This window comes from Pseudomonas sp. CBZ-4 (assembly GCF_000346755.1).
In the GTDB taxonomy this organism is placed as follows: domain Bacteria; phylum Pseudomonadota; class Gammaproteobacteria; order Pseudomonadales; family Pseudomonadaceae; genus Aquipseudomonas.
On the sequence record NZ_ANNV01000175.1, the window covers coordinates 92634 to 107073 of the forward strand.

The window sequence follows — 14440 nt, forward strand, 5'->3', positions numbered from 1 at the left end:
TGCCATGAACTCTATCTGGGCTTTCCCGGTAAGACCACAGGTCACCATTAATAGTCGACATGCCTGTCATTGATTCCGCTCCCGAGGAAAAGACCCCGGCTAACGTAGGAAAACTCAATTAGCCGGTGCAGAGTACCAGCCTTTCCCCGTAAGATTCATACCGGTCATGCTTTTCCAAGCGAATCCAAGGGGTTCTTTCATGGCCGCTCTCGTCAAGCTCGCTGACTCATCCAGGACACAAGATGAACCGTAACGACCTGCGTCGTGTCGACCTTAACCTCTTGATTGTATTCGAAACCTTGATGCATGAACGCAGCGTGACCCGCGCCGCCGAGAAACTCTTCCTCGGCCAGCCGGCGATCAGCGCCGCATTGTCGCGCCTGCGCGGGCTGTTCGATGACCCGCTGTTCGTGCGCACCGGCCGCAGCATGGAACCGTCCGCCCGCGCCGTGGAAATCTTCGCCCTGCTCTCCCCGGCCCTGGACTCGATTTCCACCGCCGTCAGCCGTGCAGCCGACTTCGACCCGGCCACCAGCACCGCCGTATTCCGTATCGGCCTGTCCGACGACGTTGAATTCGCCCTGCTGCCCCAGCTGCTCAAACGCCTGCGCGCCGAAGCGCCCGGCATCGTGCTGGTGGTGCGCCGCGTCAACTACATCCTAATGCCCGGTCTGCTGGCCTCCGGCGAAATCTCCATCGGCGTCAGCTACACCGCCGACCTGCCGGCCAACGCCAAGCGCAAGCTGCTGCGCCGCAGCGTGCCCAAACTGCTGCGCGCCGACAGCGTGCCGGGCAGCCTGAGCCTCGACGACTTCTGCGCCCGCCCCCATGCCCTGGTGTCATTTGCCGGTGACTTGAGCGGGTTTATCGACGAGGAACTGGAAAAACTCGACCGCAAACGCCACGTGGTACTGGCCGTACCGCAGTTCAACGGCCTCGGCACGTTGCTCGCGGGCACGGATATTGTCGCCATCGTGCCGGACTATGCCGCCGAGGCACTGACGGCTGCGGGTGGTTTGCGCGCGGAAGAACCGCCGCTGCCGGTGCGCTCGTTCGAGCTGCATATGGCGTGGCGTGGGTCACAGGATAATGACCCGGGGGAGCGGTGGTTGCGGTCGCGGATTCAGATGTTCTTCGGGGACCCCGATAGTTTGTAACTGAACTCCACAGAATTCCAAAAATCTTTTTATAACAAGCAGTTATACGCTTAGCAAGTCCACTGCCGTTTATCTAAATCCACTGAGTTCCGGAGCAGGTGGGGGCATAATTGGGGGCAAATTTCGGTTCCTTAAAAAGGATGCCCCCACCGATGCCCTCAGAAAATGCAGTCGTTTTCAAACGAAAACTCAGCGACGCCTTCATCCGCACGCTGACCGAACCCGGCAAGCACGCCGACGGCGAAGTACCTGGCCTCTATTTGGAGGTGAGGCCGTCGAGCAAGGCTGGAAAAAACCCTTCTAAGTTCTGGCGGTTGAAATATCGGCTGCACGGCAAGGAGAACCGTTTCTCGATCGGTGCCTATCCCGACATCGGACTGAAAGATGCGCGCGATATTGCCCGCGGTGCACGCCGTGACGTGGCCAACCACATCGCCCCCCTCAAGGCCAAGACTGCCAAGATCGAAGCACAGCTACTCAACGAAGAGCGCACCTTCGCTTACGTCGCCGAGCAATGGCTGGCATTCAAGTCCGCCGATCTGGTGACCAAATCCATCGCAGGGTTTCGCGGTGCGCTGACGACCCGCAAGATGAAAAACGTGATGTGCTCGGCGAGCTGGAGATCACTGCACGCCTGATGATCACTGGCGGCGAAGACAAGGAAGAACAACGCCTGACTCGCGCCGACCGTAGCCTGATCCGCCAGAGCATCCTCGACGCCGCCCGCCTCTGCACCCAGCAACACCGCACAGTGCTGACCGAAGATGTGCGCAATGCGCTGCGCGCCGCCGGCCATGACCTGGCCTTGCCTGAATCCCGGCGTATACGCCTGCTGGAAATGGCCGATGCCATGGACCTGTTCTGCCAAGGCAGCGACGGTGCCCTGTTCAACTGCGCCGGCACGCCTTGGCCTGAGGCTGACGTCACCTTGGTCGACCTGGCCACCTATGCCCGCGAGGGGTACAGCGCACAGCTTTCGATCGCGTATATCTCGCTGATCAACGCGGTCAACAACCTGGCCGAGCGCGACCAAATGCTCGGCCGGCCGATAATCAACGTGACCGACGAAGCTCACATCATCACCAAAAACCCGCTGCTGGCGCCTTATGTGGTCAAGATCACCAAGATGTGGCGCAAGCTCGGCGCCTGGTTCTGGATGGCCACGCAGAACCTGGATGACCTGCCCAAGGCAGCCGAACCGATGCTGAACATGATCGAGTGGTGGATCTGCCTGTCGATGCCGCCCGACGAGGTGGAAAAGATCGCCCGTTTTCGCGCACTGACATCGGCAGAGAAAGCCCTGATGCGTTCGGCGCGCAAGGAGGCCGGCAAGTTCTCCGAGGGGGTGATTTTGTCCAAGTCGATGGAGGTGCTGTTTCGTGCTGTGCCACCGAGTTTGAATCTGGCCATGGCGATGACTGAGCCGGAGGAGAAGCATCAACGGCATCAGTTGATGCAGGCGCGGGGGATCAGTGAGTTGGAGGCGGCGTTTGAGATGGCGGCGGATTTGGATCGGTGTCGGGGGATTGAGCCAATGGTCATTGATCTGCCAGGAACGGATTAACGGCCATGGAAATTGTCATGCAACTGAATTACATTCATTGCACGCTCTTTGGAGGTATCCCTGTCATGGCCAGTAACGCGCTTATTCAAACCCGTATCGATCCGGACGTTAAAGACCGTGCCACGGCGGTGTTGAACAACTTGGGGCTGACCGTCTCGGATGCTGTACGTATCTTGCTCACCCGCGTGGCGAATGAGGGCGCCCTACCCTTTGGATTCGTCGCCGACCCTGCGACCTATGACGCCTGGTTCCGCGCCAAGGTGCAGGAAGCCCTGGACGATCCGCGCCCTGCAATCCCTGCGGAAGACGTCGAGGCTCATTTCGCCAAACGCCGTGCCAATGCCCAGCGCAAGCTGTCGGAAGGTGGTGAGGCGTGAAGCTGGAGTGGTCGCCTTGGGCGCTGAAGGATCGCGATGCGATCTTCGATTTTATCGAACAGGACAACCCGCGCGCCGCCATCGAGATAGATATTCGCATTGAGGATCAGACACAACGTCTGGCCCATTTCCCCGAAAGTGGTCGAGTTGGCCGTTGCGCAGGCACACGGGAATTGGTGATTGGTCGCACCCCTTATATCGCGGCTTACAGAATCCATGATAATCGTGTGCGTATTTTGCGAGTGCTGCATGAGGCGCAGAGTTGGCCGGAGGATCTACCCACGCTGATTGGGCGATGAATCAGTTTCCCAGCTAGCAAACCGACCAGGCAACCGCAATGATGGATAAATCACGCTCACACAGCTTACGAATTCAACTGCGTATTTCGTCCCAGCAAAGCCTTGTTCTAGGCAGAGCGGCCAAGTTGGCCAACAAATCGTTGCACAATTTTATTCTGGACAGCGCCTGTCAGGTCGCAACCGACACTTTGCTCTGCCCGCGACTGCGGCGACATGATGGCGATCAGGCTCAAAGCTTTATCGCCTTGCTCGACCGCGCACCTCAAGACAACCCTGGCCTTCAGGATTTAATGGAGCGCACGGTTCCCTGGAGCCGTTGAGGCTAGTTGTTCGGTCGTACTGCATAACTGGCGTCGTCGTTGATGGTAGCCAATAATCAAATTTCTTGATTACACAAACCGCTGCCCACTCTAGGCCTGACGTTGACTTATATAGACTCGGGAATAGGCTATCTCGCGTCACAACATTGTTGTGAGCGGGTGTCGCAACCTGAAATCGCACGAAGGCGCGGTTCAGCGCCATAGACAGTGGTCGACGCTTCATCAGGCCGGCTGCTGTCCCTCTATGGCAGGCCGTGCGGGGCAGGCTTCGGCTTGGCCGGTTTTCCTTCGTGTGCCGGTTTGCGACCCTCGTACGGTCTGCCACCTTTCGCCCGTGTCGCAACGGCAGGGGGTGGTTCCTTAACGACACGATGGAGATAAGGAGAATGGCCTATCCCCCTTTTACGCCCGGGCACCGCCCTTCGAGCGTTCCAAGCAATACCAGCGCACTCCGTAGCCACCTCGCAAATGGACTTCGAAGGGGAACGCTGATGGAGGCCCTGTCATGAACGATGACCTTGCCTCGAACGGAAAACCGTCTAGCGTTTTCAACGTACGCAGCGGACTAAGCTCCGAAGTCGCCTTGGCCAATGCCAGTGAGCTGCTGGCTTCGGCTGTCAGCATGGGTTACCAAGGTGCGTTTGAGTTAGCGGACACCCAGCGTGATAAAGCGCTGGGAATACTACAACTCGTAGAAATGGCACAGCTTCTGGTAGATCAGGCTCTGGAGCAGCAATGCCCGACAGCATGAGCGTATGACGCACCAGCAAATGGCCGCTGCGATAATTTCGTAGCGGCCTTTTTAGTGCCTCAGACATCACCGAGAAATTTCCCACGCAAAATTCGGAACACATCAAATTCGTCGAAAGATCATCCGCAATGAGAAAGACCAGTCGCGTCACCGAATAAGGGCATCAATGCAATCGCTTACCTCTGCGCCAACGCCCCTGTAACACGCTCAACTGTCTACCGATCGTTCAACCGGTAGCCACCCAATGCATCACCTCCCCGCCCCACTCCGTCACGCGCTAAGCCTTGCCTTGCTGATCACCACCGGCAATGCGGCAGCCATCGACAGCGCCACGCTAGCCAACTCTTGCCTCTCCGCAAACTGCTTGGACTACCGCATTGTGGGTGTTCGCTACTGGCTACGCTGCACGCCCTATGGCTGCAAGGTCAAAAACTCAGCCAAGGTGCGCCACTACGTGCCGGATGCCGTGGTTTCCAGTTATGCCGAAACCGGCGCCAACCCATGGCGTGAAGTCGCGCTGATGAGCCCGCCGAATTCTGCGGCGCAAGATGGTGGCGACAGTACGGCCAATCAGGTCAATGAGAACGCGTTGCTCAAGTTCAAGAATGCGGATGTCATCGGCCACCCCGGCACGCTGCTGTTCAACCGGTTTGCCAGCCAGTTTGGCTACAGCTGCAACGGCGCAGGCAAGCCGTTTGTGCCCTACGTTCTGAGCAGCTTTGACTTCCTGGCATGGCGCTACAACATTCCCGAGCTTCTGTATCCGGAGGCGCTAATTCCAGGCATGCGCGAGGTGGGCATCCTGGGCGACCTTTGGGGCAGCGTGTATCCGCGTGGTGGCTTTCTGTACCAGGCCGATGATTACAAAACCGCAGCCGTGGCCGCCCAGCGTGCGGGGGATGTGGTCACTCGCAGTGGCCAACCCCATGTCTATCAGCCATTGCTGAGCAAGGCCTCGCCCGGCTACTGGCCAGCCGGGGCCTTAAACGAGAACGATGCCAATAGCGGCAAATGGCAGCACCTGCAACCGAGTATGAGCACGAGCTGCAGCGTATTCCCTAACACTGAAACACTGCCCCAAGCCGAGGATGGCGCCTACGTCTGGGCGCTGTGGCGGCCCTACAGTTGCTGCAAACGTCAGGGGCAGACGTTCCTCGGCAGCACGGGGAACTGACCCATGACAAAGCTTCCTACCCTCGCCCTGCTTGCCCTCGGGTTGCTCTGCTCGCCCATCCACGCCAATGACCAAAGCATTGGCGCCAGCGGCAGTGTGATCGGTGATGACGTGCTCTACAGCATCGGCGGTGGCCGCGCAGTGCCGATGGGTCCGGGTGCCAATATGTACAGCCTCGGCGTCGGCATGGGCTGGCGCAGCAACATGATCTGCGGCGATATGAACCTGCAAACCACACTGCAAAACCAATTGAACGGTATCACCAACGGTTTTCAGTCGATCATGAGCAACGTCATACAGAACGCCACTAGCGCGGTAGCGTCGCTGCCGGCGTTGATTATTCAGCGCGCCAATCCCGGGCTTTACAACCTTCTAAGCAATGGCATTTTGCAGGCACGCCTGGACTTTGATCGGTCCAAATCCACCTGCCGGGCTATTGCCAACCGCATGGCAGATATCGCCGGTGGCCAGTCGGGGTGGGAACAGTTGGCCGAAGGGATGGCGCTTAAGGAAGCATCCAGCAAAACCGATGCAGTGGCCGCAATCGAGCAGACCGAGGCCAAGCGTGGCAACCGTGGTGTGCCCTGGGTGGGTGGCGAGCAAGCCGGTGGCAGCGGGCAAATGCCGATCAAGGTGGTCGGCGATGTCACTCGTGCCGGTTACAACCTGCTGAACGGACGCAACGTGACGGACAGTTCTGCAATCCCAAGCGCGACTTGTGGCGCCCGCTTGAGTTGTCAAAGCTGGCCGTCACCGCAAGCCGCTGCCGACTGGGCAAACCGCGTTCTGGGCGAGCAGGTCCAGCGCACCTGCGACGGTTGCAGCAAGACCGACAGCACCCCCGGCACCGGGCTCACGCCGCTGATCCAGGAAGAGTACGACATCAAGCTCAAAGCCCTAGAAGACCTGCTCAGCAAACGCCTGCCAACCACCCACGCCAACCTCCAAGCTGCGGGCAGCAATGCATTGCCGGTGACGCGTGGATTGATTGAGGCGCTGCGTGAAGAACCCGATCAGGATTTGTTGAGCAAACGCCTGGCGTCCGAAGTGGCTCTGTCGAGCGTGTTGGAAAAAGCACTGTTGCTACAACGTACGCTGCTGACTGGCCGGCAGGAACCCAATGTGGCGGCCAATGAACTGGCGCAACAAGCCGTGGCTCAAGAAAGCGACTTGCTGACGTTGGAAATCCAGAACCTGAAAACCGAGCTGGAGTTGCGACGTTCCCTGGCCGCCAATGCCGCCAGTGAAATCCTGCGGCGTAATGCGCTGCGGATTGAAGGTTCGCGCGGTGTGTATCAGGGCGATCCAGAGCGCAATCGCATTGAACAGATTGAACGGCCCGCTGAGGAGGGTCGCTAGCATGCGCCTGTCCATTGGTGCACGGCTTATGGTTTGGGGGCTGGGATTGGCCGCTTTCGGACTGCTGATCAACCTGCTCGCCAGCGCGGTACTGGGAGACTTCATCACTTGGCATAACTGGTTACGCGACCACGCCAATGGCCTGTTCCTATGGCGTCTAAGTTTGTACGCAACGCTGGTTTACGCCTGGTGGCGTATGCGCAATCGCCTGCTGCAACGCGAACCGCAAGTCGCCAGCAGACTCCAGCGTACCGAAGTGGCTGCCATTGCCGCGCTGACGTTACTGGAGGCTGCCAACGCCGTTTCCGGACGGGGGGCAGCATGAACCTGACCACCACGGACTATCTGGAGTATTACCTGACCCTGGTGGGCTGGATAATCAACAACGGCCTGTGGCAGGTGCTGGTTGCCAGCGGCGTGTTCGCCCTGCCCTTTCTCGCGATCATCCTGCAAGAGTGGCTGCGCGCTCGCGGCGAAGGTGCCGATGAGGGCAATGAGGGCGTGCTGTCAGCGATGCGCATTGAAAACCGCGTATGGGTGGCCATCGTGGTGATCATGTTCGCCGGCATCCCGGTTGTGCCGGTGGATCTGAGCACCCTGCAATTCGACGAAAGCCGCTCCGAACAATGCCAGGTGCGCGTCGCCGCGCCCACAGAGACCGGCTGGGATAGCGCATTCACTACCCTCAATAATCAAAGCGCAGAAGTACCGGTATGGTGGTTCTTCCTGCACTCTTTATCCAAAGCCGTGACCGGCGCAGCGGTAGCCTCAATCCCCTGTGGAGTTGACCTGCGCCAGATGCGCATGGCCATCGATGGTAGCCGCATCGATGATCCTCTGCTGGCGCAAGAAGTCGCCGATTTCACCCGCGACTGCTACGCCCGTGCCCGTGCGCGGCTGTTTATGGACCGACCGCAATTGGATGACGGACAGATGAATGATGTGAGCTGGATTGGCTCGCGTTACTTCGTCGACAACCCCAATTTTTATGAGCGCTATCGGTCAAGCAAACCACGCAGCGCATGGCCCTACGACGCCACACGCGACGCGGGCTTGGCGCAAGTCCCCGAGGGTGGTGGCTATCCGGGCTGCCGGCAATGGTGGACGGATACCGACCAGGGCCTGCGTGCAAGGCTGTTGCAGCAGGTGGACGCGGACGTGCTTACACGACTGGCGCGCTGGGCAGGCTTCCTGTCTCGGGTGCAAGTGGATGATGCAGTGATTCGTGCGGTGGCGGCACCGCGTCAGCAAACGATGAACCAGGGGCAGGTTTATAACGACTATGGCGGCCAGGTTGAGAAGAGCATCTCCAATATCATCACCCGTGCTACTGCGGACCTTGGGTTGACGGTGGGATCGCTGGGGTTCTTCCCGGCAATGGATGTGCTGCGTCAGGCCCTGCCGATGGTGTTGTCGTTGTTGAAGATGGCGCTGGTGATCTGCGTGCCGCTGGTGCTGGTGATTGGCACCTATGATTTGAAGACGTTGGTCACGGTTAGCTGCGTGCAGTTTGCGCTGTTTTTTGTGGATTTCTGGTTTCAGTTGGCGCGGTGGATCGACAGCACGATTTTGGATGCGCTCTATGGTGGTGGTGCGCCGCAGAGTAATTTCAATGTGCTGTTTGGGTTGAATAATTCGTTTGGGGATATGTTGTTGAATTATGTGATGGCGATGATGTTCATTGTGCTTCCAAGTCTTTGGGTAGCGAGTTTAACCTGGGCCGGCCTACACGTCGGCAGCGTGCTACGTGGCTTAAGCGACGCAACAACCGAAGCAAAAAGTGCTGGCCGAAGCGGCGGCGAGATGATTAGCAAAAGGCTGACCTAGAGATTGAGCTATAGGTCTTCGCCGTCTTCAAAAAGTCGACCGAAGTCTGTACGAACGCCCTTCTCATAAAAGCCAAACCCCTCATCGCCGTAACGCCATTCGGCTTCTGATGCTTGATAAGAAAAATCGCTTCGAGCAACACCCCGCCCTATCAGCCACAAGCCAATGCAGATCATCGCGAGCACGATGGAAAAACTCAGCAGCAGAACCAACGCGCTCAGGCGCAGACACCAGGCAATGATCCGGGCGCCTTTTGCATGAATTCCGAACCCTACAAGCCACAGACGCAACCGCTGCTCCTGCTGCATCAGGCTTCGATAGGCTCGTCCAAGCCAGCGCCCCGCCCGTTCAGCATTACTGATTTTCGAATGATCACCCATTGCATTCACCTCCACGAAATGGGCCTTCCAGCACTCCAATTTGAGAAAGAGCAAGTGCAATGGATACCACAGTTTTTCCAGAAAATGGACACCGCTTATCAGCATAAACACCCATAAACGGCTGCTGCAAAAGGCTAAACGGAAGGGTTAATTAATGGCAAAGGCCCTGCCCGAAAAACGCAAACGGTGCCTTCGCCACCCATACCCTGGAGAACACCATGTTCCAGTGGTTTCACCCTCAAAAAAGGAGACCCTCGCCGGCAAATCCCGCAGAACCGAAAACACCTGTGGGCTGGCACCCTGTGCAATCGGGGAAGGCATTACTCGCCCCGCCCCATCGCCAAACACTGATGGAACAGATCTGGCAGCGCACCGCCGTCTCACCCGCACAGTTCACCACGCTGTACCGCGCGCCGCTGGAACGATATGCCGCACTGGTGCAATTACTCCCCGCCTCCGAGAGCCATCACCACGCCTACCCAGGCGGTCTACTGGACCATGGTCTGGAAATCGTGATCTGCGCCTTGAAGTTGCGCCAATCCCATTTGCTCCCACCCGGCAGTTCACCGGAAATCCAGACCCAACAAGCCGAAGCTTGGACCGCCGGCATCGCCTACGCCGCGCTGCTGCACGATATCGGCAAACTTGTGACTGACGTGGATGTTGAAGATCAATCCGGACAACGCTGGCACCCGTGGCACGGCCCCCTGCAACACCCCTATCGCTTTCGCCACAAACCCCACCGGCAATATCGCTTGCACGGCGTCAGCAGCGGCCTACTGGCAGCCCAAGTGCTCGGACGCGAGCCAATGGACTGGCTTTGCGAGTACCCAGAGCTTTGGGCGGCGTTGCTTCACGCACTGGCAGGCCAATATGAGCAGGCGGGCATACTAGGAGACATCGTGGTCCGCGCCGACCAGGCCTCTGTTGCCCGCGCCCTCGGTGGCGATCCCTCCGTAGCACTTGCAGCGCCCCGCCACGCACTCCAGCGCAAGCTACTCGATGGCTTGCGCTACCTGGCGCACGAAGTGCTCAAACTAAACCAGCCCGAAGCCTCGGACGGCTGGCTCACCGACAATGCCTTGTGGCTGGTCAGCAAAACCGCTTCGGACAAACTGCGTGCCCACCTGCTGTCCCAGGGCATCAGCGGCATCCCCGAACGCAATACCACTCTGTTCAATATTCTTCAGGAGTACGGCCTGGTACTCGAAAACGCCGAAGGCAAAGCCATCTGGCGTGCCACGGTGCACAGTGAGAGCGGATGGGCACAGAGCTTCACCCTGCTCAAACTCGCACCGTCACTGATCTGGCAATCCGAGAACAGACCACTGCCCTTCACCGGGACCGTGGTTGTTGAAATTGAAGTGGTAGCAGAAGAAGCCACGGACGAGGCACCGCTAGCTGAAAAAGCACATGACAGCACCCCGCTCGGGCGGCGGTTTATGGATTGGCTTCAGCAACATATCCAGAACCGCACACTGCGCATCAATGAAGCCAAAGCACTGGTTCACACGGTCGAAAACACATTGTTCTTGGTCACCCCAGGCCTGTTCCAGCGCTATGCCCAGGAACACCCTGATCTTGCTCAATCAGCGAAACAAGAACAGCTTGAGGATTGGGAGCTCGTGCAAAAAAGCTTTGAGCGGATGAAGAAACACCGCAAGCAACCCAACGACTTGAACATCTGGACTTGCATTGTCCATGGACCGCGTAAATCCAGTCGGCTTTATGGCTACCTGCTGGCCAACACCTGGGAGCTACCGGAAGAGTTGAAGCTGAATAATCCCTACCTGCAACTCATAACGGACGAGTCCGTGTAGGAGCCTACCCACACAACTCCCAGAAGAATCCGTAGACACGCGTTGGCGCTTTCTGAATTGACCGATTGCCGCCTCACTTTCACATTGGCTGGCGTGTCCGGCTGATCTATTCAGCCACATGCCAGCAGCCAGGATCTTCAGGCTGCGCTGCGGTTTTGCGCAGAGATCCAGCCCATGATCGCCCGCTTCCGATAGCGCGATCAGTCGACGTCAAGTCGATGGAAGCCGTTTATCTCCCCAACCCCGACGGGCCTTCCCGGACGGGGTCGGCCTTTGCTATTTTGGAGGTCATATGAAACTCGAAATTGCTCTGTATCAGGCGTTGTCCTCAATCAACGTCCCCGAGGAAAAGATCAATGCGGTAATCGAAGCGATGGAGTCAGACTTGAATACGTATCTCGCTACCAAAGTTGATATCGCCAATCTGCACAATCAGTTGCAGTCAGAAATTTCTCGCTTGGAAATAAAGCTGACGATGCGAATGGGCGTCATGTTGTCGGCCGCCGTTGGTATTCTGATGGCGTTCATGAAACTGATGCAGTAATCGTCGAAGCGTTCTTGCTCTACGGGGAGCCTTCCGTCAGCGGATGGCTCACCCGCATCAACTCATCCGCAACTACCTGAATGTGTTCGCGCATCCACAGCTTGGCCAACCAGTCCTCTGGAATACCCTGTACACCGTAATAGGCACCCGTCACCTGGCCGACAATCGCTGCAGTGGTATCCGCATCATCCCCCAAGTTCGTAGCCGCCAATACGGCCTCGGCAAAGCTGTCGGTATGGTGAAAACACCACAGCGCAGCTTCCAGTGAAGCCACTGCATAGCCGGAACCGACAATGTCAGCGCGTTTCTTTTCCCGGTATAGCCCCTGAGCAATGGCAATCACTTTGGGCTCCGTAAGGCTTAAACTCTGCACCTGCAACATCTGTGCTTTCGGCGTACCACGCAGCGCATTGGCAATGATCTCCGATAACACCAGGCAGCACTCAACAGCCTCTTGAGCGGCGTGAGTTGTACGGGAGCTGTCGGCTGAAAAAGCGCGAATCCGGTCAGCATCGGGGTAATAAAACAGCACGACCGGGGCCAGGCGCATCATTGAACCGTTGCCGGCCGAGTAGCGATCCGTGGATCCGGCAAAGGGATCGCCATTTCTTTGAAAATCAACCAATGCCTGGCGCACCGTCAGGCCAATATCGAAGCATTCGCCGGTAGAGCTCAAGTAACCCGACGTCCACCAGTTCAGATAGCGCTCCATCTGATCGGGAGCGTCAAAACCACCTTTGTGCAGCAAGCTCTCCGCCAAGCAAAGCGCCATGGATGTATCGTCGGTCCACTGCCCAGGCTGAAGATTAAAAGGCCCTCCGCCAGTCATGTCCGTGATCGGAGCAAAGGACTCGCGCGGCATAAACTCGACAGTTGTTCCGACGGCATCGCCACAGGCCAGGCCAAGTAGGCAGCCACGAAAACGATCCGACAGAGAGATAGGCATTTGTGATGTGCTCATAGACAGATCTAGGTCACACCACTATTCCAGTTCCGCCCCGCTCGGTCTGTAGGACGCGACTGACTACGTTGTGCGATGCGCGTAATCGCTGCGGCGCCCTTGAGAAATAAATATCGCCACTACATTGACTTGACCGAAACCACTTCGACAAAGCGAAACTTTTTCCTGGCTGCCTTCGTGGCTTCTTGCTCGGCAACAAGGGAACTGAGCGTATCTGCTTCATGTACCATTTCGTGCATCTTGCCTTCAAACTCATTCCCAACTCGTAGTGTCACTCTGAGCCTGGGCGTGAAGCCTTTTGATACTTTGTTTTTCTTCACAACCTTTACCGGCGTCATAACCGCCAGTTCCGCGACGGTTTCCTGCACGGTTGTGGTCAATGCCTGCGCAGGAGGCTCGGGTTCGCCGAATAGCGCCCGACGCATCTCTTCTTCTGTCAAATCCGATTTCATACTATTTCTCAGGGGGTATTCAAGAAGGATCAGGCTGAATGAGCCAGCATGGCGCATTTTAGGCCCAGCCGGATACTTTAGCTGTGCGCACGCAGACGTCTGTTGCCTATATTCGTAGGCAGCTTTCGGCCAATAGCGGACATCCACCTAGAGCCAAGAATAACAGATACACAAGAAAAAACGGGATGTGCGTGCTTGAATTAGACCGATGCAGATTGGTAGAACTACATCGCCCTCCCATACTAGGGCTTGCAAAATTATGAATAGCGACAGGCAGCGTTTAAAGTTTCCACTTCTGACTTCCGTAGCCTTGAATCACCGGAAAGTGAAAGCAGAGGCCTTTCATATTTTCTCTCTGTTCGATCCACTTACCGAAGGCACTATCTTTGGGGTAAGCTGACAGGTAAAGCCTTGAGCCGGTAACACTTAATCCTGTTATAAGTCTTTATCTGGCATACCTAAAATTAATTGAAAGATAACATACTCAACAAGAGCGAGAACGCAACAACATCTAGCGCGACACTGACCCCCTATAAAGGAGATTTTTCTTGAGCGAAAAAATATTAATTTGCGCATATTGCGGGCCAACAGATAGAAAGTTAACCCGTGAGCACATCATTCCTCACTTTATTTATGATTATTATGAAAGAAACAATTACAAAATATCAGGCTGGAATGAGTTTGCAAAAAAAACTGTAGGCGGCCAATTTACAATTAAAGATGTTTGCGAGAGATGCAATCATGTACTGCTTGGCAAACTCGATAGCCATGCAAGCCAGTTTCTTCGCCAGCACGGAATACTAACTGACGTATTTTTACAAAAAAACATCGAGCTAGTCTACGACTACGATATATTACTAAGGTGGATATTAAAACTCTCGTTTAACGCAATGCGCATAGACGGGTTGCACTCGCATATTTTTTCGACCTCGATAAATTATATCCTTCATTCCGACCCAGCTGGAATGCGCGGCTTTGAGGTAGTTGTTCAGCTTTTGTCACCAGCTCAGCATTCGGCTGAGGAAGTTATTAGATTGCAAAAAATCGGAATTCCAATGTCCCCATGTGGGAAGACAAATCCGCTCATCGCTCGCGTTGGAAAGGTCCACATCGCGGGCTCGAAGGGTGGATTCATAACTAGAACAGTTATAATCGGTGCGTTAGTATTTTACCTTTTCATTTATGACGACAGCAATCAAACCCAAGCCTTTCGAAATCAAGTCTTGAAGGTTTTCATAAATGAGTTAAAAACGGGAGTCATTCTGCAAAGGGATTCAACTTCGATGCGGCTCAGCGCCGGAGAGGCGACGTGGATCGAATCTTACGGGCCTGCATTATTAAGAGCAAAAATATATGAAGATAGCAAGTCTACTAAATAAGATAACCAGGCATAGTAGCAGCAGAAATCGATTTGTCCTGGCACACTCTAGCCTGTCATTTTTTGACCGGCTTCAG

General features: G+C 56.3%; 15 protein-coding genes and 2 pseudogenes. 14 read left to right on the forward strand and 3 right to left on the reverse strand.

What is annotated here, in order from left to right; genetic code table 11:
• Positions 1-242: 242 nt before the first annotated feature.
• The 11 genes and pseudogenes from B348_RS0127820 (at position 243) to B348_RS0127865 (ending at position 8828) form a co-directional block, all read left to right on the forward strand.
• Entirely contained in the window at positions 243-1157 is a 915-nt protein-coding gene (locus B348_RS0127820) for a LysR family transcriptional regulator (protein ID WP_017739298.1), read from the forward strand.
• A gap of 152 nt (positions 1158-1309) precedes the next feature.
• Positions 1310-1735 (forward strand): annotated as a pseudogene (locus B348_RS0127825) (Arm DNA-binding domain-containing protein); the annotation flags it as partial.
• Positions 1736-1746: 11 nt separating this feature from the next.
• Positions 1747-2721: pseudogene (locus B348_RS0127830) on the forward strand (conjugative transfer ATPase); the annotation flags it as partial.
• Positions 2722-2786: 65 nt separating this feature from the next.
• Positions 2787-3098 (forward strand): type II toxin-antitoxin system RelB/DinJ family antitoxin, encoded by a 312-nt coding sequence (locus B348_RS0127835; protein ID WP_017739301.1) that lies wholly within the window; start codon positions 2787-2789, stop codon positions 3096-3098.
• Positions 3095-3397: a type II toxin-antitoxin system mRNA interferase toxin, RelE/StbE family gene (locus B348_RS0127840; protein ID WP_017739302.1), complete on the forward strand. Its 303-nt coding sequence runs from the start codon at positions 3095-3097 to the stop codon at positions 3395-3397. Before B348_RS0127835 ends, B348_RS0127840 begins: the two co-directional genes overlap by 4 nt.
• Before the next feature lie 38 nt (positions 3398-3435).
• A complete protein-coding gene (locus tag B348_RS1000000131310; protein WP_085986535.1) occupies positions 3436-3717 on the forward strand; it encodes a DUF1778 domain-containing protein in 282 nt (93 codons plus the stop codon).
• 505 nt (positions 3718-4222) lie between these two features.
• On the forward strand, positions 4223-4468 hold the full coding sequence (locus B348_RS0127845) for a DUF6124 family protein (RefSeq protein WP_017739303.1): 246 nt from the start codon (positions 4223-4225) through the stop codon (positions 4466-4468).
• A gap of 244 nt (positions 4469-4712) precedes the next feature.
• Positions 4713-5642, forward strand: a complete 930-nt coding sequence (locus B348_RS0127850; protein ID WP_026137118.1) for a TIGR03756 family integrating conjugative element protein — start codon at positions 4713-4715, stop codon at positions 5640-5642.
• Positions 5643-5645: 3 nt separating this feature from the next.
• Positions 5646-7001: an integrating conjugative element protein gene (locus B348_RS0127855; protein WP_017739305.1), complete on the forward strand. Its 1356-nt coding sequence runs from the start codon at positions 5646-5648 to the stop codon at positions 6999-7001.
• A gap of 1 nt (position 7002) precedes the next feature.
• Entirely contained in the window at positions 7003-7326 is a 324-nt protein-coding gene (locus tag B348_RS0127860; RefSeq protein WP_017739306.1) for a hypothetical protein, read from the forward strand.
• A complete protein-coding gene (locus B348_RS0127865) occupies positions 7323-8828 on the forward strand; it encodes a conjugal transfer protein TraG N-terminal domain-containing protein (protein WP_017739307.1) in 1506 nt (501 codons plus the stop codon). Before B348_RS0127860 ends, B348_RS0127865 begins: the two co-directional genes overlap by 4 nt.
• Positions 8829-8836: 8 nt before the next feature.
• Here B348_RS0127865 and B348_RS1000000130555 read toward each other — a convergent pair whose 3' ends face one another.
• Entirely contained in the window at positions 8837-9208 is a 372-nt protein-coding gene (locus B348_RS1000000130555) for a DUF3742 family protein (protein WP_157356568.1), read from the reverse strand.
• Positions 9209-9426: 218 nt separating this feature from the next.
• On the opposite strand from B348_RS1000000130555, the gene mobH reads away from it, so the two are divergent.
• Together mobH and B348_RS0127880 are read left to right on the forward strand one after the other, a co-directional pair.
• A complete protein-coding gene (gene mobH, locus B348_RS0127875; RefSeq protein ID WP_026137120.1) occupies positions 9427-11028 on the forward strand; it encodes a MobH family relaxase in 1602 nt (533 codons plus the stop codon).
• Between the two features lie 292 nt (positions 11029-11320).
• Positions 11321-11572: a hypothetical protein gene (locus B348_RS0127880; RefSeq protein ID WP_017739310.1), complete on the forward strand. Its 252-nt coding sequence runs from the start codon at positions 11321-11323 to the stop codon at positions 11570-11572.
• 19 nt (positions 11573-11591) lie between these two features.
• Here the strand turns inward: B348_RS0127880 and B348_RS0127885 are convergent, their stop codons facing one another.
• Positions 11592-12518 carry an ADP-ribosylglycohydrolase family protein gene (locus B348_RS0127885; protein WP_017739311.1) on the reverse strand — a complete coding sequence of 309 codons (927 nt, stop codon included), beginning with the start codon at positions 12516-12518 and terminating at the stop codon, positions 11592-11594.
• Positions 12519-12652: 134 nt separating this feature from the next.
• Positions 12653-12985 carry a hypothetical protein gene (locus B348_RS0127890; protein WP_017739312.1) on the reverse strand — a complete coding sequence of 111 codons (333 nt, stop codon included), beginning with the start codon at positions 12983-12985 and terminating at the stop codon, positions 12653-12655.
• A 548-nt stretch (positions 12986-13533) separates the two neighbouring features.
• Here B348_RS0127890 and B348_RS0127895 point away from each other — a divergent pair.
• A complete protein-coding gene (locus tag B348_RS0127895) occupies positions 13534-14364 on the forward strand; it encodes a hypothetical protein (RefSeq protein ID WP_017739313.1) in 831 nt (276 codons plus the stop codon).
• The last annotated feature ends 76 nt before the right edge of the window (positions 14365-14440 follow it).